Below are 21,144 nucleotides of genomic sequence, written 5' to 3'. Positions count from 1 at the left end.
TCAGGGTTTCTGGGCAAACCAGATAATGTGACGCCCGCCCTGATCCCCTTTGGCGCCCGTGCCCACTTCGCGGACGACCACTTCGTCCACGTCGAATCCGGCATCGCGCACCCGCTTGGCAAAGGCGTCGTCGTGTTCGGCTGACCAGATTGCCAGAATCCCGCCGTGGCGCAGGGCGGCCATCGCGGCCTGCAACCCGTCGCGATGGTAAAGCTCGTCGTTGACTTCGCGTGTCAGCCCATCGGGACCGTTGTCCACATCGAGCAGGATCGCATCATATGCCTCGCGCGCCGAATCGATCAGCACGGCAACATCGCCGTTGACCAGCATCACGCGTGGATCGTCGAGACATCCATCGGTCAGCGAATGCATCGGCCCGCGCGCCCACTCGATGATTTCCGGTACGATTTCGACGATCGTCACGCAGGCATCGTCGGCCACGCACCCCAGCGCCGCGCGCAGGGTGAAGCCCATGCCATAGCCGCCGATCAGCCATTCGGCACCATCGCGCGCGCCCAGACGCTCGTGCGTCATCGTTGCCAGCGCTTCTTCCGAACCGCTGGCGCGGGTGCCCATCAACTCGGTGTGTTCAAGCAGGATGGTGAATTCATCACCGCGCTGCATCAGGCGTATTTCAACACCGTTGGGAATATGCGCCGTGCCGATCCAATCGTGCCCGGGCAGCGGGTCTGAAAGCTCTATGTCCCGTACTACTTCTTGCGGGCCTTGCGCGCGGCATAGCGCGCATCGCGGGCCGCCTTGCGCTCGGCCTCGGTCATTTCCGGCTTGATCGCGGCTTGCGCGGCTTCTGCCAGTTCCTGCTTGCGGGCGAGTTCGGCCGCGCGTTTTGCTTCGCGTTCGGCCTGCACCGCAGCACGCTTTGCGGCTTGTGCCGCTTCGCGCTCAGCCGCCCTGGCGATCAGTTCTGCCTGTGCGGCGGGGTCGAGGACGGGCTTGGCCTGCAATTTGGCGAGCGCCTTGGCGCGTGCCGCTGCGGCTGCCGCGATCCTGTCGTTAAAACCTGGTTCCTTGTATCCTGCCATCAATCCGTACTCGAAGACCTTTAATCTGAATGTCGTGCCGGCGGTGCGAAACACCCCGGTTGCGCAAGATCTTGAAGGACTGGAATGGGGCCAGGGGCGCCCGCTTTCGTCATTGCCAAGGTTGCAGGGCGGCCCCTAGCACGACAATGCCAGCAATTGCCAGAAGGATACGTGCTGCGGGCAATTTGCTGACGGCCCACTTATCCCCAGCGCTCGGATGGACTCACCTGCCGTCTGGCGACTAGCGGCGATGCATGGGCATTACAGCAACGATCATGAATACCGTCACCGGACGGCCAATCCAGAAAATGACCTTCGGGCGCATGCCGAAGCCATGGGCGAGCTTCAATCTGGAAACGGGCGAACTCGTCACGGCTGAACGCATCGATATCGGCAAGCCGGCACCGGGCAAGGTGGTGACGCCCGTCGATGTGTGGGTAACGGTAAAGTCCAGGGACTGAACGCGAATAGAAGTGACATGCCGGGCGCCTTGCATGGCGCCCGGTCAGTCAGGTGCGACCCGCAGGGCCGTTATTTCAGCGCAAGCATCTCGTCGCTGCCGATGCGCGCGATGGCGATGTTGGCGGCGCGGCGTGAATCGATCCAGCGGCCGTCGGCCAGTTCCACGTCGAAGCGATCGTCGCTGCTGGCAGCGGCGCGATAGAGGCGCGCGGCTTCGTCCTTGCGGCCCAGCATCTTGTAGGCGGTGCCAAGGTTGATCAGCGCCAGCGGATCGCCTGCACGGGCCAAGCCATTACGCTCGATCCGGGCGATGGCCGCTTCGGGCCTGCCTGCCACCAGTTCATGATAGCCGACATCTGTTGCAGGGACTGACGGTGCGGGAACTGTCAGGGTGACAGGGGCTTGCGCCATCAGCGCGGCGGCGAGGAACAGGGTGGTGCTCATGGCGGCTCTCCGTTTCGATCTCGTTGTCTGAAACAGAAGCTATGCGATTCTCGTCCAAGTGCAATGAAAATGAAACATTGTCACAAAACTGCAATCATCATTCCCGCAGCTTTCCGTCGATGTTGTCAAATTTGTCAATTTGAAGTCATGCCATGTGAAATATGTCTGTCACGAAACCGCAAACAGGCTGTCACTTTAGGCTCCTAGATCACCCCTCGCGACGGCAGGAATCGCTTCTGCCGCTATCCATGGGGGATACCACGTGAAGAATTTCCACGGCCTGTTCCTGGTTGGCTGCAGCGCCATCGCGCTCGCCGGCTGCGGCCCGACCGACATTGCCTCGCCCGGCACTGGCGGCAATGTTGTTATCAATCAGCCTACGCCAGCGCCTACGCCGACGCCTACCGCCACTGCGGCACCCACCGTCACGGCCGCCGCAGGCTGCCCGACGATCGCGGATCCGACGGGATTGACGGATGCCGGCACGGTCACTTCATCGCAAGGATCATGGCGCGTTTGTACGCTGCCTTCGCGTATTACTGCTTCGACCACTCTTCCGAAGATCGCAGGCCTTCTTTATTCAATGAATGGCCGTGTGGATGTTGGTACTGATGCCGGGTTCAACAGCACCAGCACCGGCGTTACGCTGACCATCGAACCGGGTGTCATCCTTTTCGGAAACACGGGCACCTCGTGGCTCGCTGTGAACCGCGGCAACCGCATCAATGCGACTGGCACCGCCACCGCACCAATCATCTTCACCAGCCGCGACAACGTCCTTGGTCTCAACGGTGAAACGTCGCAGGGCCAGTGGGGCGGCGTCGTGCTGATGGGCCGCGCGCCGATCACCGATTGTACTGTTCCCGGCACTGCGGTTGCTTCGGGCGGCACTGCCAGCACCTGCGAGCGCGAAACCGAAGGTTCGTCGGATCCGGCCCGCTTCGGTGGTGCGAACAGCGCTGATAACAGCGGCACGATGAAGTACGTGCAGATCCGCTATTCGGGCTTCGTGCTTGGTGCGGGCAGCGAACTTCAGGCCCTGACGCTGGAAGGCGTCGGTTCGGGTACGCAGCTTGATTACATCCAGTCGTATAACAGCTCGGACGATGGCGCTGAATTCTTCGGCGGCACCGTCAACATGAAGCACTACGTCGCGGTTGGCGCCGACGATGACAGCCTCGACATGGACACCGGCGTTCAGGCCAACCTCCAGTATGTGTTGCTGCTCCAGCGGGCGGGTCAGGGTGATGCGCTGATGGAACTCGACAGCAACGGCAACGAAAGCAACACGCCGCGTCAGAAGTCGATCATCGCAAACTTCACCGCGATCCAGACGGCGACCAGCAGCAACAACGAATCGAATGGCCAGGCCGCGCTGTTCTTCCGTGGCAACTCGGACATCACGCTGGCAAACGGCATCGTCAATACACCGGCCAACCAGTGCATCCGCATGAACGGTTCGGGCGGCGCCAATTCGGCAACGCTCACCGCGCGTGCTGTCGCGATGACCTGCTCAGGCACTGGCGATGATCGTTTCGTCGGCACGGGCGCTTATACCGCTGCGCAGGTTGCCGGGTTCTTCGGTTCGGGTGCGAACGGCAACAACGCCGGTCTTACCTCGACCCTGACCGGCTATGTCAACGGTGCGAACGAAAACGGTATCGCCGGGTTCGACCTTACCACGCTGTCATCGTTCTTCACCGCCACGACCTATATCGGCGCGGTCAAGGACAGCACCGACACCTGGTATGCCGGCTGGACCTGCAACAGCGGTGCCGCCAACTTCGGCGCTACCAGCACGTCGTGCACACTGCTGCCCATCACCTGATCGGCCGCCTTTCGCGAGACAGGGGGGTGGCCGAGATCGGCTGCCCCCTTTCTCGCGATAAACGAAAATACATTTCCCCAGGGGGGACAAGGAACATGACCATGCTGCGGCTCGCAACCTCGCTGCTGCTTACCACCGCGCTGTTTGCGCCAGCTCTTGCTCATGCGCAGGATGCGGCCCCGGCGGCTGATCCGGCACCCGCGCCCGATGCGCCACCGGCTGGCGATACCGCCGATCAAGCTGCCGATGCCGCGCAGCCGCAGGAAGAAGCACCTGAAATCTCCATTCCGGGCGGCGAAATTGTCGTCACAGGTCAGCGCGACCGCAATATCCAGCGCGCCGCGCCGCAAGTCGTTTCGATCCTCGGCAGTGCTGAAATCGCGCGTACGGGTGAAGGCAATATTGCCGGTGCGCTCGGTCGTGTCACCGGTCTCAGCGTCGTCGGCAATGGTTATGTCTATGTGCGCGGTCTGGGTGATCGTTATTCGCTCGCCCTGCTGAACGGCTCTCCGCTGCCAAGCCCCGAACCGCTCAAGCGCGTGGTTCCGCTTGATCTGTTCCCCTCCAGCATCATCGCCTCGTCGCTGGTGCAGAAGTCCTATTCGGTGAACTACCCCGGTGAATTCGGCGGCGGTGTCATCAACCTCACCACGAAGTCGACGCCAAACGAACCTTTCATCAGCGTTGGCGGCGGTGTAAGCTACGATAGTGAAACTACCGATCAGCTGGGCTATACCTATTACGGTTCGAGCACGGACTGGACCGGGTTCGACAATGGCCAGCGCGATCTGACCAGCGGCTTGCAGGCGTTCTTCGCCAGCGGCGAACGCCTCAGCGGCGGTACGATCGATAACGTCGAACTCGCCAAGGGCATCGTCAATACCCGCAACGGCCTGACTCAGCGTATTCCCAACATGCCGGCCAACACCAACCTTGCGCTGTCGGCAGGCAAGTCCTTCGAGCTGGGTGAAACAACGCTCGGCGTGATCGCTACGGCGGGCTACAGCAACAAGTGGATCACGCGCGACGTTCTCAGCCAGACTTCGGTTGATTCGGATCTGGCGCAGTTGCAATCCGATTTCCGCCGCGTGACCACCGACAACCGTGTGGTCGTCAACGGTATGCTTGGCGTCGGTCTGGAATTCGGTCGTAACAAGATCCGCTGGACCAACCTGTACATTCGCGACACGCTGAAGCATACGCGCATCAGTCTGGGCCAGCGCAACCAGACCACGGTCGATGTCCAGCAGCAGGAAACAGCATGGTACGAACGCCAGCTGATCGACACGCAACTGGTTGCCGAACTCAAGCCGCTTGATGGCGTATCGGTCGATCTGCGCGGCGGCTTTGCCAATTCGCAACGCGAGGCGCCTTATGAACTCGGCTTTGAATATGTTCGCACCAACGTCGATTCCGATCCGCTGGGCGATTTGTTCGTCAACAATCTCGATGGCAACGCAGGCCGCGCCACGCTCAGCTTTTCGGATCTGAACGAAGACCTGTGGTCGGGCGGGATCGACGTTTCCTACAAGGTCATCCCCAGCGTGACGGCCACGGTCGGCTATGCCTATGCCGATTTCCGCCGTACCAGTTCGCGCCGGGATTTTCAGTTCCGCGCGGTAGACCTGCCCGATGGCGTCAACACCTTCCGCCCGGATTATCTGCTCAGCCACGCGGTGATCGAAGCGTTCAACGTGCAGTTGATCGATACCAATGAAGGCTTTCCGGCATTCCTGGCGACGTTGCGCAATCACGCTGCTTTTGCCAAGATCGATGCGCAGTTGACCGACGATCTGCAGCTTGATGCAGGTGTTCGCTACGAAAATGGCAAGATGGCGGTCCTGCCGACGCAGGTGTTCAATGATGCTCCGGTTGTCGGTGGCGGAACGCGCATCAATAATGGCTATTGGCTGCCCGCAGCGACACTGACCTGGCAGATGCGCGATGACATGCAGATGCGCTTCAACGCATCGAAGACCATCGCGCGCCCGCAGTTCCGCGAACTGATCTATCAATTCTACTTCGACCCGGAATCCAACCGCCTCTATCGCGGCAATCCCAATCTTGAAGACAGTACGCTGACCAACGCCGAAACGCGCTTCGAATGGTATTTTGCACGCGATCAGCGACTTTCGGTGTCAGGCTTCTACAAGCGCCTGAAGAAGCCGATCGAATCGCTGGTGACCGTGGAATCGGACAACTTCATCACCAGTTTTGCCAATGCCCCCAAGGCAGACCTTTATGGTGCCGAACTGGAACTGCAGAAGTACTTCGATCTAAGCAATTGGGGCGGCATGTGGGAGGCGCGGCGCATCGCGCTGAACGTCAACTATACGTACACAAAGTCCAAATTGATCGTGAAGGAAGGCGATACGTCCTCGTTCTTCCTGGGTGCGGGCACTCGCGCGCTTGACTTTTTCCGCGATGGCGCGCCGCTTACCGGCCAGTCCGAACACATCGCCAACGTGCAGTTCGGCCTCGAAGACACTGACGGTCTGTCGCAGCAGACCTTGCTGTTCAGCTATGCCAGCAAACGCGTATTCAGCCGCGGCTTGCTGAACACAGGCCAGCCAGACGTCTTCCAGGACCCCGGCCTGCGGATCGATTTCGTTGCCCGGCAGGGCTTCCAGTTGTTCAAGAACGAGCTTGAACTCAAGTTCGAAGCTCGCAACCTGACTGGCCGGAAGAACATCGAATACCAACAGTTGGGCGACAAGCGCGTGGAGGTGAACACCTTCGACGTGGGTCGCACCATCTCGCTGTCAGCCTCGCTCAAGTTCTGATTTTTCCCAGACGAACCACCCCTCTGGAGGCGGCCTTTCACCGGGCCGCCTCTTTTTTGTCCATGCGGATGACCGTCAGAGATTTCCCGTTGCGCCATGGCCCGCTTCATGCCAAACACTGAACTATATGGTTCAGTATTCATCCGAACGCCTTGATGCTTCCTTTGCTGCGCTGTCGGATGCAACGCGCCGGGGCATCGTGCAGTATCTCGGCAATCGCGACGCATCCATCACGGACCTGGCCGACAAATTCCACATGACGCTGACGGGCATGAAGAAGCATGTCAACGTGCTGGAGCAGGCCGGTCTCATCACTACGGAAAAGGTCGGTCGCGTTCGCAAATGCCGCCTTGGACGGCATCGGCTCGATGAGGAAGCAGCCTGGTTGGACTGTTACCGTCAGTTGTGGGACGCGCGCTTCGATGCGCTGGACTCGGTGATCAAGGAACTCAAGCGCAAGGAAAAGATCGATGAACCCCGACGCTGACAAGAACGCCACATCCATCAGCCACGCTTCGGATCGCGAACTCGTGATCACGCGCGGTTTCGATGCACCTGCGGCCATCGTATTCGAAGCATGGTCACAGCCCGAACTGTTCCGGCAGTGGTGGACGCCCAAATCCTTCGGCATGACCATCGTATCGTGCGAAATGGACGTGCGGACGGGGGGCAGCTACCGCCTTGAGATCGGGCACCCTGCATCGGACCTGCCCATGGCCTTTTTCGGCAGGTATCTGGAAGTCGTGCCGGGCAAGCGCATGGTCTGGACCAATGAGGAAAACGGGGAAGGGCCGGTCACTACGGTAACCTTCACGGAATCCGGTGGGCGCACCGTTGTCACGATCGCCAATCTGTTTCCCACTGTGCAGGCTTTCGAGGATGAACTGGCTTCGGGCGCATGTGAAGGCATGACCGAGACGCTGGCGCAACTCGATGAATTCCTTGCCGATCGGGCGTGAAACTCAGGGCCGGTCCAGCACATACCCCAGCGAGCGTACCGTGCGCAGCGGCGAACCCGCGCCCACATCGCGCAGGGCGCGGCGCAGGCGGCTGACCCAGGCATCCACCGTGCGTTCGTCAATCGGCTGGTCGTGCTTGCCCAGTGCAGAGATCAATTGCTGGCGCGAAAAGACGTGGCCGGGCTGTTCCATCAGGTAGCGCAACAGGCGCAGCTCGTTGGGCATCAGGATCAGCGCCTTTTCACGCCACCGCGCCTGCAATGCCGCAAGATCCAGCGTCAGGTCGCCCAGTTTCAGCGTACGGGCAGGCGCGTCGTGTTCGGGCAATTGCACCGACAAAACGCGGTCAAGGAGGGCGGGCCGATCAATCGGACCCATGATGTAATCGTCTGCGCCCGCGCGCAACGCCCGCCGTTTGGCTTCGGCATCGTCATCTTCAAGGATCATCGTGATGTGCGCGCTCTGGCCAAGCCCGTCCACGGCGCGAAACCGGCGGCACAGTTCTAGCCCCGACATGGCGGGCAGGACCCAGTCGATGAATGCCCATGGCTGGCCCTCCATCAGCGGCAGGGGCGCATCGGGTTTCCAGCGGTGGAACACCACGCGCAAGTCCGAATGCATGAACGCCTCGCGCCCGCCGGACAATTCCTCCGTCAACAATATGTCGATATGCCGCATGTAAAACGCCCCTGACTACAGAGGCTTTCTGTCGCGCCTATGTGACGGGCACATGACGATATTACAGCCTTATCCACCTACCGTGTCCACGGGCGGGCGGAGGAGGGCATGCTGCGTTATACAGGCAGGCCAACGTAATTTTCGGCGATGCTGGTTTGCGCCGCCACGCTGCCGGAAATGTAATCCAGTTCCGCCACCTGCATGGCGCGTTCGAACGGGCCGTCTTCGGGAAAGCGGTGCATCAGCTTGGTCAGCGTCCATGAGAAGCGCTCGGATTTCCACACCCTTGCCAGCGCCCTCGCAGCGTAACCGGCCACCGCATCGTTGTCATTCCGCTGGAAGAAGGCGGTCAGGGCTTCGGCGGCATAATGCACGTCACTGGCGGCCAGGTTCAGCCCCTTGGCGCCGGTCGGTGGCACGATATGTGCAGCGTCTCCGCATAACAGAAGGCTGCCGTGGCGCATCGGTTCGAATACGTAGGACCGCAGTGGCGCGATGGACTTTTCGATCGACGGCCCTCGCGTCATGTTCGCTGCCGCTTCGGGTCCCAGCCGTACCGCCAGCTCGTCCCAGATGCGTTCGTCGCTCCAGTCTTCGACCTTTTCGCTGAGCGCGACGTCCACGTAATATCTGCTGCGCGCGTGGCTGCGCATGGATGCCAGCGCAAAGCCACGATCGTGATTGGCGTAGATCAGTTCATGATGGCAGGGCGGCACATCGGCCAGGATGCCCAGCCAGCCGAACGGATAGACCCGCTCGTATTCGCGCGCCACGCCGTCAGGAATCGCCTTGCGCGAAGGTCCATGGAATCCGTCGCACCCTATCAAAAAGCGCGCGTCGATGCGCTGCTGCGCGCCGTCGAGCGAATAGGTCACGTATGGCGCATCGCCTTCTATGTCGAACAGCGCCACGTCGTTCACACCGTAGATTACGGTCAACCCGCGTTCGGGGGCCGCATCCATAAGGTCCCTGGTGATTTCGGTCTGTCCGTAAATGAGTACGGTCTTGCCGGTGAGATTTGCCACGTCGATGCGGATCAGGCGTTCGCCGTCGGCCAGATTGAAACCTTCCTCGACCAGACCTTCGGCGCGAAGGCGCGCGTCCAGCCCCAGCCGGGCCATCAGGTCCACGGTGATCCGTTCCAGCACACCCGCGCGGATACGGCCCAGGATATAATTGGGCTTTTGGCGTTCGATCACGACGCAATCGATCTTCGCGGCCTTGAGGAGATGCCCCAGCAGCAAACCTGCCGGGCCAGCGCCAATGATGGCAACCTGTGTCTTCATCCTGCATCTCCCGCGTGTGCGCCTTTCCGGCGCCGCAACATCGCGTGAAATTGACACAAGGCATCCGAAGGTGGAATGCAGCGACAGGACATACGACTGGTACTTTCAGGACATGCTTTCCCGGATTCCCACTTACGCGCTCTATGGCGAAGGGGCCTCCCCGATACCGGGTGGTTTCGCCCACATCGAGACGATTGCCGAACGCAGTGCACTTCACGATTGGGAAATCGGGGTGCATCGCCACGATCATTTCGTGCAGGTTCTGCTGATTGAGGAGGGGCATGCCGAGGTGACCCTCGATGGCGTGTCGGCCGATCTGGAAGCGCCGGGACGGGTGATCGTTCCCGCTGCCGCGGTCCACGGTTTTCGCTTTCGCCAGGGTACGCGCGGTTTTGTCCTCACCTTGTCAACAGACTTTTCCACACGCGCTACAGATTCATCCGATCCCCTGCTTACCGCGCTTTCACGCGGCGGCCTTGCGCCGCTCGCCGCGCAATCGCGGGTTCGGGCATTCTGGCTTGCGTGTGAAATGCTTGGCCTGCAGCAACGCTGGGAACAACATGATCCGCTGTTTCTTGCGCTGGCAGAAGCTTTGATCCGCACTTTGGCCAGCGAAGCGCTGCCTGCCGATTCCGCCACAGCAGCGGATCGCCGCCTCGACCGCTTCCGTCAGCTGGTCGAACTGCATTACCGGCAGCATCGCAGCCTCGATTTCTATGCGCAGGCGCTGGGAGTGACCCGCCGTACGCTCTCGCGACTTATTGCCGTGCGTCTCGGCTGTTCGCCGCTCGACCTGATCCATCGCCGTCTCGCGCTCGAAGCGCATCGCATGCTGCGCTACACCAATGCCACGGTAACCCAGGTCTCCGCCGAACTTGGCTTTGACGATCCCTCATATTTTTCGCGCTTCTACCAGCGCGTGACGGGGCGCAGGCCTGGCGCGGAAAGGCAGGCCCAGGCCGGATTTAACCTGCCGGGAACGCAGCGCTTTATCCCGCAACCTAGGGCGACTGCGTAAGGCATTCCAAACCCCATCTTCAATCCCGCTGCCCATGGTGGGATATTGCAACGAACACATGATCGGCAGGGAAGGAGGATCGACCTTTGCGCAGCGTCGCCGCTCTATTCCGGCTCGATACCAGCGATCCCGATCTGGCACGTGCTCAGTTTCGGTCGTTTTCCAGACAGTTGCCGCTGCTGTACATTATCCTGGTGTTCAACGCGTTGGCAGTCATGGCCGATTACTTCCGGCCGGATCAATTGCTCAAGACGTTGATGGCACCGCTGTTCATGTGTACGGCCGCCCTGGTACGCGCATTCTGGTGGTGGCGGCAGGACGGCGGCAAGGATTTGTCCGACCAGGAAATCGCCAGACAGATCGCGCGAACCTGTAGTCTATCCGTGGTGATGACGCTCACATTCGAACTATGGAGCTTCTGGATTTACGATCTCGGTGATGCCTATGCCCGTGGTCACCTCACGTTCTTTCTGGCCTTGACTCAGGTCAGCACCGTCTTCTGCCTGATGACCTTGCGGGCCGCGGCAATGCGTGTTGCCACGGTCAGCACAATGGCATTCGTGCTCTATTTTCTCTTTGCCGATCACGGACGTATGCGCGTGGCGGCTATCGTCCTCATTTTCGTTGGCATTGGCATGATGGTGGTGACGCACCGCTTCAACATCGATTTTTCCAATCTCATCCGTTCCCAGCGCGATCTGCGCAACCGACAGGCAGAAACCGAAAAGCTGAGCGAGGAAAATCGCCGGATCGCACTCACCGATGCGCTCAGCGGCTTGCCCAATCGCCGCGAACTGCTGGCGCGCCTTCAACGCCTTGAAGAACGTGTGGTCGACCGGGTCGATACGCTGGCGATTGTGTTCATCGACCTCGACGGGTTCAAGGACATCAACGACAGCCATGGGCATCACGTTGGTGACACCCTGATTTCCAGCCTCAGCGCGCGGCTGGCCGGATTATGCCCCGAACAGGCCCTGCTGGCCAGGGTTGGCGGGGATGAATTCGCAATCCTGATCGAAGCGCCCTGGGCAACGGCCCGCGCCCGCGCGCTTGCCGAACGCATCGGTGAGGAAATCGGCCTGCCGGTACTGGTGAACCGCCACGTCCTGCAAGTGGGGGCAAGCATAGGTATCGCCAGCAACGCCGAAGGACCAGTTGGCGCCAACGAACTCCTGCGCCGCGCAGACATCGCGATGTATCACGTCAAGATGCGCAAGAAGGGAGAGATCGCCGTCTACGATGCGGCGTTCGACGAAGGGCGCAAGCGTCGGCTGGCTATCGAGCATGAGATCGGCGTGGGCCTGACGCGCGAAGAGTTCGAAGTGTTCTACCAGCCCGTTGTGAATGCACAAACCGGAGCCATCGTTTCGGCAGAAGCCCTGGTCCGCTGGCCGCGGCGGCCGACCGGTTCTCTCGATCCCCAGGAGTTTATCGAAATTGCCGAAGGCACCGGGCAGATCCATCCGCTCGGCCTGTTCGTGCTCGAACGGGCGTGTCGCGATTTGAAGCCGCTTGGCCCGCTGAAGGTCAGTGTCAATGTTTCCCCGGTGCAGTTCCGTGATCCGGGTTTCGAGCGGCAGGTTGCGCATGTGCTGGAGCAGACGCAGTTCGATCCCCAAAGGCTGCAACTGGAAATCACCGAAGGCTATCTGCTGGCCCAGCCAGAGCGCGCGATCCGCGTTATGGAACGGTTCAAGAGCATGGGCATGTCCATTGCCCTCGATGATTTCGGCACGGGCTTCACCAGCATCCACTACCTTCAGTCATACGGCTTCAGCCACATCAAGATAGACAAGTCTTTGCTGGCCGGGTTGCGGCCCGGAAGCAAGGCGTCGCTGCTTGTTACTGGCACGATCTATCTTGCGTCGGGACTGGACATGCGCGTGATTGCCGAAGGCGTCGAAACGGAACAGCAGGCGAATATCCTGCGTGCTGCCGGATGCCACAAATTGCAGGGGTTTCTGTTCGGGCGCCCCATGCCGATTGCCGAGTTTCGCCGGGTCTACGAAAATCAGGCGGTGCACGATAGATTTCGCCAATCCGCCTGACTTGCGCCCCCTTGTGTCGGCGATCCTCAGTCCGGCGAAGCTTCACGCCATTCGCCTTGCGTGAGTCCGTCCAAAGACCATTCGCCGATGCGCCAGCGGACCAGACGTAATGTGGGGTGACCCACCGCAGCGGTCATTCGCCGGACCTGCCGGTTGCGCCCTTCGCGGATCGTCAGTTTGATCCAGCAGTCGGCAACCGTCTTGCGAAAACGCACCGGGGGATCGCGGGGCCACAGGGCGGGATCATCGATGCGTTCCGCTTCGGCGGGCAGGGTCATGCCGTCCTTCAACTTTACGCCGCGCCGCAAGCTATCGAGCGCCGTTTCATCGGGTTCGCCTTCCACCTGCACCAGATAGGTCTTGGGCGTCTTGAACCGGGGATCGGCAATTCGCGCCTGGAGCCTGCCGTCGTCGGTCAGCAGCAACAGGCCCTCGCTATCGGTATCCAGCCGCCCGGCCGCATAGACGGCGGGAACCTTGATGAAATCGGCCAGCGTCGGCCGCGGGGGTCCCTCACGCTCGTCGGTGAACTGGCACAATACGCCATAGGGCTTGTTGAACAGGATAAGCGTCATCTTCAGGCCCGATGCTTGGCCGCCCGGACGGACGTACCGCAGCCAACGCTTCCACACCACGCGGTCACAAGAGGCAAGCCTAACTCGTCAGTTTGAAGTGGAACATCCGGCTGGGGCCATCTTCCGGCACGACAAACAGATCGCGGCCATCGATGGCCATGCCTTCCCCAGTGTAAGGCCCGCCCCGGCCAAACGGCCTGACCGGACCCACGGCTCCAGCCTGCAACGTGCGCTTGAGCTTCATCGATGGCCATTCGATCCAGTCGACCGCGCCGCTGAGCCAGGTGAGGTTTCCACCCGCGACCAGATGACCGTCGACGAATTTCATGTCCTGATAATGCGTCTGTGTGGGGTTGGGCACGATTCGTTCAGGCGTGTCGCTGGCAAGGTCGAACACATAGAACAGCTTGCTGTCCCAGTTCCCCGCCACAAGCTTCCCCGCCATGGCCGCCACGCAGCCCAGGTGATCGGCGACGTGAATCTTGCGTCGCACCTTCAGGCTGGCCGCGTCGATTTCGACAAGTACAGCCGTGCTGTCCGGCCTCATCTCTGCCACCGGAACCCAGATCGATCCTTGAGAAAACGAAATGCCGCCCGGATGGTAGCGCGCGCCATCGGTGAGTTCCAAGCGACGGCGCAGCTTGCCGGTCAGCCGGTCAAATTCGTGAATATAACCCCGGTGATTGTCGTTATCGACTGACGTCACCCAGATGGTGTCTTCCTTGATTTCAAGGCCCTGAACGTGAAACAATTCACCGTCGAGTTGTAGCGAACCCAGAAGCTGCGCATTTTCGATTGTACCCGAAAACGGATTTGGAACGGCAGCGACTGACAGGCTCGAAACAACAAGGAAAACCGTAGTCAAACCGGCAAGCATTGCCTTGCGGATCATATGACTTGTGCTTTGGTAGGCCTCATTGACAGGGCCTCCATGACAATTACATGCGTCAAAACTATTGCATAAGTAGAAAAGCCTGCGTTTGACTGCATTCAAAATCTGAAAATTTTTAACAGTACTGTAACAAACCTGCTTTGATCGAATTCATTATTATCAGGGTTTTCAGGCTGGTAATCGATGAAAGCGGGCCAGCTCATGTCGGGCCTGTCGATCAGATTTCATTCCGGTTTCGGTTTGTTTCTGCGCCATCAGGTGTTATGAATTTTTCATGAGTATGAATTGGATGACGTTCAGCTATGGCCAGCCATCCCCAACCGATCACGTGTCACATCGGGCCGATTGCTGCCATCGGCTCAGGGCGCAAGCTGTACGTGCAGAGCCGAAGCGCTGAAATGGCCGGTGCCCGCCTGTGAATGACGACGATCGCCGCGCCGCCGAGCACGATTGCACAAGGCTGATCGCACTCTATGCCAACCTCAATGATGAGGCGCGGTGGGACGAACTGGCAGCGCTTTACGTGGAAGGCGGCGTCATGGTCCGCCCGACCGCGCCAGATGCCCCGATCATCGGGCGCGATGCCATCCTTGCCGCGTTCCACGCGCGCCCGCCACGCACCACGCGCCACATCTGTTCAAACGTGGTGATCGACGTTGAAGGCCCGGCCACGGCGCGCGGGACCAGCGCCATGGTGCTGTTCACGGGGGAGGGCGTACCGCTGGTCGGCTCGTTCCACGATCGCTTCTGCCTTACACTCCATGGCTGGCGCTTTGCCGAACGGCGCGGTAGCCTGCTGTTCCGATGAACGCACCCGCCGCTGCCAACCCGGTCAAGTCCGCCATGCGGACGCTTGATGTGATCGAATATGTCGTTGCACACCGCAAAGGCGCGGTGGCGCAAGAGATTGCAGCAGCGCTGGCAATTCCCGTCAGCAGCCTGTCCTACCTTCTCGCTACATTGGCCGAGCGTGGCTATCTTTTGCGCGAAGGGCGGCGTTATCTTCCTGGGCCAGGGCTTGAACGTCTGCGCGCGCCGCAATCGTCGCTGACATTGGAAGACAGGGTCACCCCGCTGGTGCGAGCGCTCAAGTCCGAATTGAACGAGACGTCGTCCTTCATGATCCGGCGTGACTGGCAAGTGGAAGCGCTGGTGACCGAGGCCAGCGATCAGGCGCTGCGCTACGCGGTCGATCCGGGGACGCGCCGCCCTCTGCATGCCCTGGCGGCGGGCAAGGTCTTGCTGGCGGCCATGGCGGACGACGAACTGGCGGCGTATTTTGCGCAAGCACCGCGTGAGCGGCTGACGCCGACGACACGCGTGGACGAGGCCGATCTGCGTTCAGACATCGAACGTATCCGGCGCGATGGGCTGAGCATCGCGCGCGAAGAAGCGACGCCGGGAATCTGCGGGATAGCCGCGCCGGTGGTTATCGGCGGAGTCTGCGTCGGCGCGATCAGTGTGGCGGTGCCGACCGTACGGTTCGACGCCGCTCTTGAAGCACGGACTCACGCGCTGCTATTGCGCACAGTTGTCGCACTGCAAGGCGAATAGCGGCGGCGGATCGCGCCGCCGCCGGTTCGGATCAGGCGTTCATGCCTTCGGTGATGCGCTGCGTTTCGGCACGGGTCGAATCGGGGCCGGTGTTGCGCTTGTAGATGCCGCCCTGGCCCGCCGCGCGGTTGAACAGGTCGGGATCGCCTTCGCGCTGTTCCAGCCCGAACAGCGGAAACAGGCCGGGGTGACGGCCAAGGCCGCCGAACAGGTCGAGGCAGCGCTCGATCCAGCCGCGCAAGGGATCGTCGTTGGCGAGGACCGGGGTCTTGCACACCGAGGCGGTGAACAGGATGCCACCCATGATGCGGTAATCGGCATAGTTCGGAGCCGATCCGCCGAACCACTGATGCTGGGCGAGCGCGGCGCGCAGGGGTTCGAGCGCGGCGGAGATCGCGGGCAGGCGGTCTTCGCGTCCGGCCTGAACCTCTTCGAGCTTGCGGCCGAGCATCTTTTCGCGGCTGTGGGTGACGTATTCGTGGTCCTGAGGCAGCGACAAATCGCGGTAATCCTGGCAGAAGCAGAACATCCACGGGCCGACAGCGACATTCCAGAACCAGTGGTCCAGCGCTTTGACTGTGGCGGCAACGCTTTCGTGCGGGATCAACGCGGGGCGATCAGGGTATTTTTCGTCGAGGTATTCGACGATGCCCCAGCTATCGAGAATGAATTCGCCGTCGTCGACGATCGCGGGCAGCCGTTCAGTCTTGCCGCCGGTGCGTTCGAGAATGTCGGTGAAGCCGCCGGGGACAACGTCGAGATCGAAGCCCTTGTGCTTCAGGGCGTACTTGGTTGCCCAGACGAACGGGCTGATCGTAGCGCCCGTACTAAGCGCGAGATCATAGAAGGTTACGGTGTTGTTCCGGGCCATGGCATCCTCGTCTTTTTGTTGAATGCAGTGTGCCAGATATTGTTAGTAATACAAACTAAATTTGCGTTGGGGCAGAGGTTGCGCGGCATCCTTCGACAGGCTCAGGATGAGCGGGTGGGGGTGTGGTGGCGTCTGCTCCGGTTGAGCTCAGGTTGAACGGGGTGGGATGGCACCCTCACCACACCCGCTCAGCCTGAGCTTGTCGAAGGCCGCGCGTTGACAGCGTCCTGACGCGTTACTTCTTCGTGCGCCAGCCTTCGGCGTAATTGTCGCGAGCGGCGGCGACATAAGGCACTGCCGATACAACGGCCTTGATCTCGGTCTGGACGTGCGGTTCGACGGTGGGCTTGGTGGTGCCGCCGTTCGGCTCGCCCCACAGCAGGGTGACTTCGGTGCCGGGGGTTTCGAAGCCGGGTTCCATCATCGCGAGGGTGAGGAACTTGCCTTCGTTGGCGGTGTAGCCGATCCAGGTCGAGAGGCCGACCAGCTTGCCGTCGGCCAGAACCTGATCGAACGGGTGCATCGAGTAAACGGCGCTGGGGTATTCCATGAACTTGGCCCGGTCGCCCGTGCTGAGTGCCGAGGACTGGACGCGCATCACGTCTTCGTTGTCGAGCGCGAGCGTCACCTTGGTACGGTGTTTGCCCTCTGCCGCCATCTTTTCAAGCGCGGCGCGGCCGATGAAGTCATGGTCGAACTTCACGAACGGGCCGTAGCCGAGATCCCACGGCGTGGTGTAATAGCCCTCGATGGTTTCGGGCACATAGCTGCCGCCGACCGAGCACTTGGCCTCATAGGAATTGGCGGACAGCCACGCGCGATAGGGCGCGAGCGCTTCGCCGGTATAGATCGCCGGAAAGGGCGAGGGGATCCAGCCCGATTCCAGCGTGTTAGACGAGTAGGCGCGGCCACCGACCAAGGCCATGCCGAACGCTTTGCCCGCTTCCACCAGCGCTGAGTGAACGGCGCCGTAGTCTTCCCATGGGCCCATCAGTTCAAAGCCCGGTTGACCTGCCATGCCATGACGCAGCGCGCGCACTTCCCTGCCGCCGATGGTCAGGCGGGTCATGTGGAAGAACTTGAGGTCGGGCGGTGTCTGGCCGATGGCCTTTTCGATGATCTTCATCGCGTTCGGGCCTTGGACCTGGAAGCGATACGAGTTGCGCTTGCCGTCGGTGCGCATTGCCCAGCGTTCGTCGCGTTCTACGGTGACGTTCCAGTTGCCGCTGGCAGCGTGGAATTCCACCCATTCGATCGTGGGCGCACGGCCGACGAGGTTGAAGTGGTTCTCGTCGAGGTAGAACAGGATCACGTCGCCGATCACGTAGCCATCGGGAGTGACGGGCACGAACTGCTTGGCACGGTCGGGCTGGAAGTTCTTGAACGAGTTGATGCCAAGATGTTCGAGCATCGCAAAGGCGTCCGGGCCTTTCACCGCCAGATCGACCATGTGGTACGACTGGTTGTAAAGCACCGCTGTGTGACCCCAAGCCCACTGTTCGGCACGCCAGTTGGAAAATTCGGACGGCACGCCAGGATAGACGTTCGGCCCGACTTGCTGGTTGCGGACGAAGTGGACGAGATCACCGGCGTTCTGGATGACCTGTTCGAGGGTTTGGGACATGGTTCTTGCTCTCCCGATGAGATTTCACGGTTGTGGAGAGGTTATGCATTATGTTCGCGTGCTTGAAAAGTTCGGAATGATGAAGCTGGCGAAAAAATGTATGTTGTGCATACGATAAATTCTGCCTCACCCTCGTCATTCCCGCGCAGGCGGGAATCCAGCGAATAAAGGTGTCGTCGCTATGCGACGGCTTTTGTATTCAACTGAATTCCCGCCTGCGCGGGAATGACGAGGCTTGGTTATGGACAAACGAAAAGGGCCGGCCCTCGCAGGCCAGCCCTTTCAGTGTCGCAGGTGAGGCCAATCAGCCTTCGACGTGTTCTGCCAGAACCGTCAGACCATTCACGCCGACTTCGGCAAAGCCGCCCTGGACCTTGATCTCTTCGGGCGTTGCGCCTGCTGACTTGTAGACCTTGATCGAGCCGTCCTTGACCGTGGACATGAACGGCGCATGGCCTTCCAGCACGCCGAATTCACCGTCGGTGCCGGGAACGACGACCATGTGGACCTCTTCCGAACGGACGAGGCGGGCCGGGGTGACGAGTTCGAAGTGCAGCATCTTGAACCTCTTCTCCCCTCCCGCTTGCGGGAGGGGCCGGGGGTGGGCCGGGGGTGAAGCGCAAGGCCCACCCCAAACCCCTCCCGCAAGCGAGAGGGGCTTAAGTCAAATCAGGCGTCGGCAGCCAGCTTCTTGGCCTTTTCGACCGCTTCGTCGATGCCGCCGACCATGTAGAACGCGGCTTCGGGAAGGTGATCGTATTCGCCGTCGACGACTGCCTTGAACGACTTCACGGTGTCTTCGACCTGCACGAACTTGCCGCTGATGCCGGTGAACACTTCAGCCACGTGGAACGGCTGGCTGAGGAAGCGCTGGATCTTGCGGGCGCGAGCGACGGTGAGCTTATCTTCTTCCGAAAGCTCGTCCATGCCCAGGATCGCGATGATGTCCTGCAGCGACTTGTACTTCTGCAGCGTTTCCTGAACGCGGCGGGCGGTCTGGTAGTGCTCTTCACCGACTACGGCGGGCGTCAGGACGCGCGAGGTCGAGTCGAGCGGATCGACCGCCGGATAGATGCCGAGTTCCGAAATCGCGCGGTTCAGCGTGGTCGTTGCGTCCAGGTGGGCGAACGAAGCGGCTGGCGCAGGGTCGGTAAGGTCGTCGGCGGGAACGTAAATCGCCTGAACCGAGGTGATCGAACCCTTGGTGGTCGAGGTGATGCGTTCCTGCAGCTGGCCCATGTCGGTGGCGAGCGTCGGCTGGTAGCCCACGGCCGAAGGAATACGGCCGAGCAGAGCCGACACTTCCGAACCTGCCTGGGTAAAGCGGAAGATGTTGTCCACGAAGAACAGCACGTCCTGGCCTTCTTCGTCGCGGAAGTATTCTGCCATGGTCAGACCCGACAGAGCAACGCGAGCGCGGGCGCCCGGAGGCTCGTTCATCTGGCCGAACACCAGCGCAACCTTCGAACCGTCTGGCGTCGGGTTACCATCGGCGTCCTTGGCGATAACGCCGGCGTCGAGGAATTCGTGGTAAAGGTCGTTGCCTTCGCGGGTGCGTTCACCCACGCCTGCAAAGACCGAAACGCCGCCGTGGCCCTTGGCGATGTTGTTGATCAGTTCCTGAATGAGAACCGTCTTGCCAACGCCTGCGCCGCCGAACAGGCCGATCTTGCCGCCGCGTGCATAAGGGGCGAGGAGGTCGATGACCTTGATGCCGGTCACGAGGATCGCGGCTTCGGTCGACTGGTCGATGAATTCCGGGGCCTTGGCGTGGATCGGGGCGGTCTTGGCAGCGCCAACCGGGCCACGTTCGTCAATCGGTTCACCGATCACGTTCATGATGCGGCCCAGCGTCATCGGGCCAACTGGCACCGAGATCTGCGCGCCGGTATCGCGTACTGATTGGCCACGGGTCAGACCGTCGGTCGAGTCCATCGCGATGGTGCGGACGGTGTTTTCACCGAGGTGCTGCGCAACTTCGAGAACGAGGCGGTTGCCGTTGTTGTCGGTTTCGAGCGCCGAGAGGATCGATGGCAGTTCGCCGTCGAAGGTCACGTCGACGACGGCGCCGATGACCTGGCTGATCTTGCCGGTAGAGGTGAGCACGGTGGCCATGGTTGTTTCCTTGCCTTCTAAGCCGTCGTCAAAGCGCTTCAGCGCCAGCGATGATTTCGATGAGTTCGGTGGTGATCGCGGCCTGACGGCTGCGGTTGTACTGGATCGTCAGCTTCTGGATCAGGTCGCCTGCGTTGCGCGTGGCGTTGTCCATCGCGGTCATCGACGCGCCCTGTTCGGAGGCTTCGCGTTCGAGCAGCGCACCGAAGACCTGCGTCGTGACATAGCGCGGCAGCAGTTCTTCGAGGATTTCCTCTTCGCTCGGCTCGTATTCCACAACCGAACCGGATTCGGTCGTGGCGGCAGGCGCGGGGACCGGGATCAGCTGTTCGGTGACCGGGTCCTGCGCCAGAGCCGACTTGAACTTCGGCGCGATCAGGTGCGCGACGTCGAACTTGCCGGCTTCGAACAGCGCGATCAGTTCGTGCGCGATGGCGCTGGCTTCATCGAAGCCGGGCGTACGCACGAGACTGGTGTCGAAGTTCTTGGCGATGGCATTGGGGTAATCGCGCTTCAGCGGCGCGCGGCCCTTCTTGCCGACCAGATAGAACGTCACGGTCTTTCCCGCAGCTTCAAGCGCGCGCGCCTGAAGCTTGGCTTCCTTGACGATGTTCGAGTTCAAGCCGCCGCAGAGGCCCTTGTCGGTGTTGACCACGACGAGGAGGTGGCGCTGGTCAGCGCCGGTGCCGCGCATCAGCAGAGGGCCGTTGTCCTGCCCTGCAACCTTGGTGGCAAGGCTGCCCATCACTTCGGCCAGACGGCTGGCATAGGGGCGCGCGGCTTCAGCCGCAGCCTGCGCCTTGCGCAGCTTTGCCGCCGCAACCATCTGCTTGGCCTTGGTGATCTTCTGGGTCGACTTGACCGAGTTGATGCGGCCCTTGAGTTCCTTGAGTGAAGCCACTCTCGTTTCCTTCCTCTTTCGTCATTCCCACGTAGGCGGGAAACCAGTTCGGCGGTTCGTCTG

At 61.0% G+C, this 21,144-nt stretch carries 21 protein-coding genes; 9 read left to right on the top strand and 12 right to left on the bottom strand.

Translation table 11 applies throughout. From position 1 onward, the window contains the following. Positions 1 to 624 carry a spermidine synthase gene (locus LUA85_RS10825; protein ID WP_371823677.1) on the bottom strand — a complete coding sequence of 208 codons (624 nt, stop codon included), beginning with the start codon at positions 622 to 624 and terminating at the stop codon, positions 1 to 3. Between the two features lie 86 nt (positions 625 to 710). After that, the gene (locus LUA85_RS10820) at positions 711 to 1,043 is read right to left on the bottom strand and encodes a DUF6481 family protein (RefSeq protein ID WP_231469597.1); all 333 of its coding nucleotides are present in this window, start codon (positions 1,041 to 1,043) and stop codon (positions 711 to 713) included. Between the two features lie 254 nt (positions 1,044 to 1,297). Here LUA85_RS10820 and LUA85_RS10815 point away from each other — a divergent pair, with 254 nt between their 5' ends. Further along, positions 1,298 to 1,504 carry a hypothetical protein gene (locus LUA85_RS10815; protein WP_231469595.1) on the top strand — a complete coding sequence of 69 codons (207 nt, stop codon included), beginning with the start codon at positions 1,298 to 1,300 and terminating at the stop codon, positions 1,502 to 1,504. Between the two features lie 70 nt (positions 1,505 to 1,574). Here LUA85_RS10815 and LUA85_RS10810 read toward each other — a convergent pair whose 3' ends face one another. After that, positions 1,575 to 1,949: a hypothetical protein gene (locus LUA85_RS10810; RefSeq protein WP_231469594.1), complete on the bottom strand. Its 375-nt coding sequence runs from the start codon at positions 1,947 to 1,949 to the stop codon at positions 1,575 to 1,577. 262 nt (positions 1,950 to 2,211) lie between these two features. On the opposite strand from LUA85_RS10810, the gene LUA85_RS10805 reads away from it, so the two are divergent. From LUA85_RS10805 to LUA85_RS10790, 4 genes are all read left to right on the top strand, one after another. After that, positions 2,212 to 3,777 carry a hypothetical protein gene (locus LUA85_RS10805; protein WP_231469592.1) on the top strand — a complete coding sequence of 522 codons (1,566 nt, stop codon included), beginning with the start codon at positions 2,212 to 2,214 and terminating at the stop codon, positions 3,775 to 3,777. 95 nt (positions 3,778 to 3,872) lie between these two features. After that, on the top strand, positions 3,873 to 6,560 hold the full coding sequence (locus LUA85_RS10800) for a TonB-dependent receptor domain-containing protein (protein WP_231469590.1): 2,688 nt from the start codon (positions 3,873 to 3,875) through the stop codon (positions 6,558 to 6,560). 127 nt (positions 6,561 to 6,687) lie between these two features. Continuing rightward, positions 6,688 to 7,047 carry a helix-turn-helix transcriptional regulator gene (locus LUA85_RS10795; RefSeq protein ID WP_231469587.1) on the top strand — a complete coding sequence of 120 codons (360 nt, stop codon included), beginning with the start codon at positions 6,688 to 6,690 and terminating at the stop codon, positions 7,045 to 7,047. Further along, on the top strand, positions 7,031 to 7,519 hold the full coding sequence (locus LUA85_RS10790) for an SRPBCC domain-containing protein (RefSeq protein WP_231469586.1): 489 nt from the start codon (positions 7,031 to 7,033) through the stop codon (positions 7,517 to 7,519). Before LUA85_RS10795 ends, LUA85_RS10790 begins: the two co-directional genes overlap by 17 nt. Positions 7,520 to 7,522: 3 nt before the next feature. Here the strand turns inward: LUA85_RS10790 and LUA85_RS10785 are convergent, their stop codons facing one another. Continuing rightward, on the bottom strand, positions 7,523 to 8,197 hold the full coding sequence (locus LUA85_RS10785) for a response regulator transcription factor (protein ID WP_231469584.1): 675 nt from the start codon (positions 8,195 to 8,197) through the stop codon (positions 7,523 to 7,525). Between the two features lie 116 nt (positions 8,198 to 8,313). Further along, positions 8,314 to 9,483 carry a 4-hydroxybenzoate 3-monooxygenase gene (gene pobA / locus LUA85_RS10780; RefSeq protein ID WP_231469582.1) on the bottom strand — a complete coding sequence of 390 codons (1,170 nt, stop codon included), beginning with the start codon at positions 9,481 to 9,483 and terminating at the stop codon, positions 8,314 to 8,316. 70 nt (positions 9,484 to 9,553) lie between these two features. Between pobA and LUA85_RS10775 the strand changes: the two genes are divergently transcribed. Continuing rightward, positions 9,554 to 10,501, top strand: coding sequence for a helix-turn-helix domain-containing protein (locus LUA85_RS10775; protein ID WP_231469580.1), 948 nt, complete (start codon positions 9,554 to 9,556; stop codon positions 10,499 to 10,501). 86 nt (positions 10,502 to 10,587) lie between these two features. Continuing rightward, entirely contained in the window at positions 10,588 to 12,549 is a 1,962-nt protein-coding gene (locus LUA85_RS10770) for a bifunctional diguanylate cyclase/phosphodiesterase (RefSeq protein WP_231469578.1), read from the top strand. 26 nt (positions 12,550 to 12,575) lie between these two features. Here LUA85_RS10770 and LUA85_RS10765 read toward each other — a convergent pair whose 3' ends face one another. Both LUA85_RS10765 and LUA85_RS10760 read right to left on the bottom strand, forming a co-directional pair. Further along, complete coding sequence (locus LUA85_RS10765) at positions 12,576 to 13,124, bottom strand: pseudouridine synthase (protein WP_231471839.1); 549 nt, start codon at positions 13,122 to 13,124, stop codon at positions 12,576 to 12,578. Between the two features lie 79 nt (positions 13,125 to 13,203). Further along, entirely contained in the window at positions 13,204 to 14,016 is an 813-nt protein-coding gene (locus LUA85_RS10760; protein WP_231469576.1) for a DUF6454 family protein, read from the bottom strand. A gap of 415 nt (positions 14,017 to 14,431) precedes the next feature. Between LUA85_RS10760 and LUA85_RS10755 the strand changes: the two genes are divergently transcribed. Together LUA85_RS10755 and LUA85_RS10750 are read left to right on the top strand one after the other, a co-directional pair. Beyond that, a complete protein-coding gene (locus LUA85_RS10755) occupies positions 14,432 to 14,824 on the top strand; it encodes a nuclear transport factor 2 family protein (RefSeq protein ID WP_231469574.1) in 393 nt (130 codons plus the stop codon). Further along, positions 14,821 to 15,570, top strand: coding sequence for an IclR family transcriptional regulator (locus LUA85_RS10750; protein WP_231469572.1), 750 nt, complete (start codon positions 14,821 to 14,823; stop codon positions 15,568 to 15,570). Before LUA85_RS10755 ends, LUA85_RS10750 begins: the two co-directional genes overlap by 4 nt. 31 nt (positions 15,571 to 15,601) lie before the next feature. On the opposite strand, the gene LUA85_RS10745 is transcribed toward LUA85_RS10750, so the two are convergent. The 5 genes from LUA85_RS10745 to LUA85_RS10725 form a co-directional block, all read right to left on the bottom strand. Further along, positions 15,602 to 16,441 carry a beta-etherase gene (locus tag LUA85_RS10745; RefSeq protein ID WP_231469570.1) on the bottom strand — a complete coding sequence of 280 codons (840 nt, stop codon included), beginning with the start codon at positions 16,439 to 16,441 and terminating at the stop codon, positions 15,602 to 15,604. Positions 16,442 to 16,676: 235 nt separating this feature from the next. Further along, on the bottom strand, positions 16,677 to 18,065 hold the full coding sequence (locus LUA85_RS10740) for an aminomethyl transferase family protein (protein ID WP_231469568.1): 1,389 nt from the start codon (positions 18,063 to 18,065) through the stop codon (positions 16,677 to 16,679). Positions 18,066 to 18,369: 304 nt separating this feature from the next. Beyond that, positions 18,370 to 18,624, bottom strand: a complete 255-nt coding sequence (locus tag LUA85_RS10735) for an ATP synthase F1 subunit epsilon (protein WP_231469567.1) — start codon at positions 18,622 to 18,624, stop codon at positions 18,370 to 18,372. A 110-nt stretch (positions 18,625 to 18,734) separates the two neighbouring features. Then, positions 18,735 to 20,180: a F0F1 ATP synthase subunit beta gene (atpD, locus tag LUA85_RS10730; RefSeq protein WP_231469565.1), complete on the bottom strand. Its 1,446-nt coding sequence runs from the start codon at positions 20,178 to 20,180 to the stop codon at positions 18,735 to 18,737. Between the two features lie 28 nt (positions 20,181 to 20,208). Next, positions 20,209 to 21,081, bottom strand: a complete 873-nt coding sequence (locus LUA85_RS10725; RefSeq protein ID WP_231469563.1) for a F0F1 ATP synthase subunit gamma — start codon at positions 21,079 to 21,081, stop codon at positions 20,209 to 20,211. Positions 21,082 to 21,144: the final 63 nt, after the last annotated feature.

Origin of the sequence: Novosphingobium sp. CECT 9465, from assembly GCF_920987055.1 — a bacterium.
Classification (GTDB): domain Bacteria; phylum Pseudomonadota; class Alphaproteobacteria; order Sphingomonadales; family Sphingomonadaceae; genus Novosphingobium.
The sequence above is the reverse complement of the archived record's forward strand: the minus strand, read 5'-3'. Positions and strand labels throughout refer to the sequence as shown.

Excerpts from the sequence above, each read along its gene's own strand:
- LUA85_RS10785 (WP_231469584.1), bottom strand. The coding sequence starts at position 8,197 with ATGCGGCATATCGACATATTGTTGACGGAGGAATTGTCCGGCGGGCGC.
- pobA (WP_231469582.1), bottom strand. The coding sequence starts at position 9,483 with ATGAAGACACAGGTTGCCATCATTGGCGCTGGCCCGGCAGGTTTGCTG.
- LUA85_RS10800 (WP_231469590.1), top strand. The coding sequence starts at position 3,873 with ATGACCATGCTGCGGCTCGCAACCTCGCTGCTGCTTACCACCGCGCTG.
- LUA85_RS10760 (WP_231469576.1), bottom strand. The coding sequence starts at position 14,016 with ATGATCCGCAAGGCAATGCTTGCCGGTTTGACTACGGTTTTCCTTGTT.
- LUA85_RS10740 (WP_231469568.1), bottom strand. The coding sequence starts at position 18,065 with ATGTCCCAAACCCTCGAACAGGTCATCCAGAACGCCGGTGATCTCGTC.
- LUA85_RS10815 (WP_231469595.1), top strand. The coding sequence starts at position 1,298 with ATGGGCATTACAGCAACGATCATGAATACCGTCACCGGACGGCCAATC.
- LUA85_RS10790 (WP_231469586.1), top strand. The coding sequence starts at position 7,031 with ATGAACCCCGACGCTGACAAGAACGCCACATCCATCAGCCACGCTTCG.
- atpD (WP_231469565.1), bottom strand. The coding sequence starts at position 20,180 with ATGGCCACCGTGCTCACCTCTACCGGCAAGATCAGCCAGGTCATCGGC.
- LUA85_RS10820 (WP_231469597.1), bottom strand. The coding sequence starts at position 1,043 with ATGGCAGGATACAAGGAACCAGGTTTTAACGACAGGATCGCGGCAGCC.
- LUA85_RS10825 (WP_371823677.1), bottom strand. The coding sequence starts at position 624 with ATGCAGCGCGGTGATGAATTCACCATCCTGCTTGAACACACCGAGTTG.
- LUA85_RS10795 (WP_231469587.1), top strand. The coding sequence starts at position 6,688 with ATGGTTCAGTATTCATCCGAACGCCTTGATGCTTCCTTTGCTGCGCTG.
- LUA85_RS10750 (WP_231469572.1), top strand. The coding sequence starts at position 14,821 with ATGAACGCACCCGCCGCTGCCAACCCGGTCAAGTCCGCCATGCGGACG.
- LUA85_RS10765 (WP_231471839.1), bottom strand. The coding sequence starts at position 13,124 with ATGACGCTTATCCTGTTCAACAAGCCCTATGGCGTATTGTGCCAGTTC.
- LUA85_RS10735 (WP_231469567.1), bottom strand. The coding sequence starts at position 18,624 with ATGCTGCACTTCGAACTCGTCACCCCGGCCCGCCTCGTCCGTTCGGAA.
- LUA85_RS10745 (WP_231469570.1), bottom strand. The coding sequence starts at position 16,441 with ATGGCCCGGAACAACACCGTAACCTTCTATGATCTCGCGCTTAGTACG.
- LUA85_RS10810 (WP_231469594.1), bottom strand. The coding sequence starts at position 1,949 with ATGAGCACCACCCTGTTCCTCGCCGCCGCGCTGATGGCGCAAGCCCCT.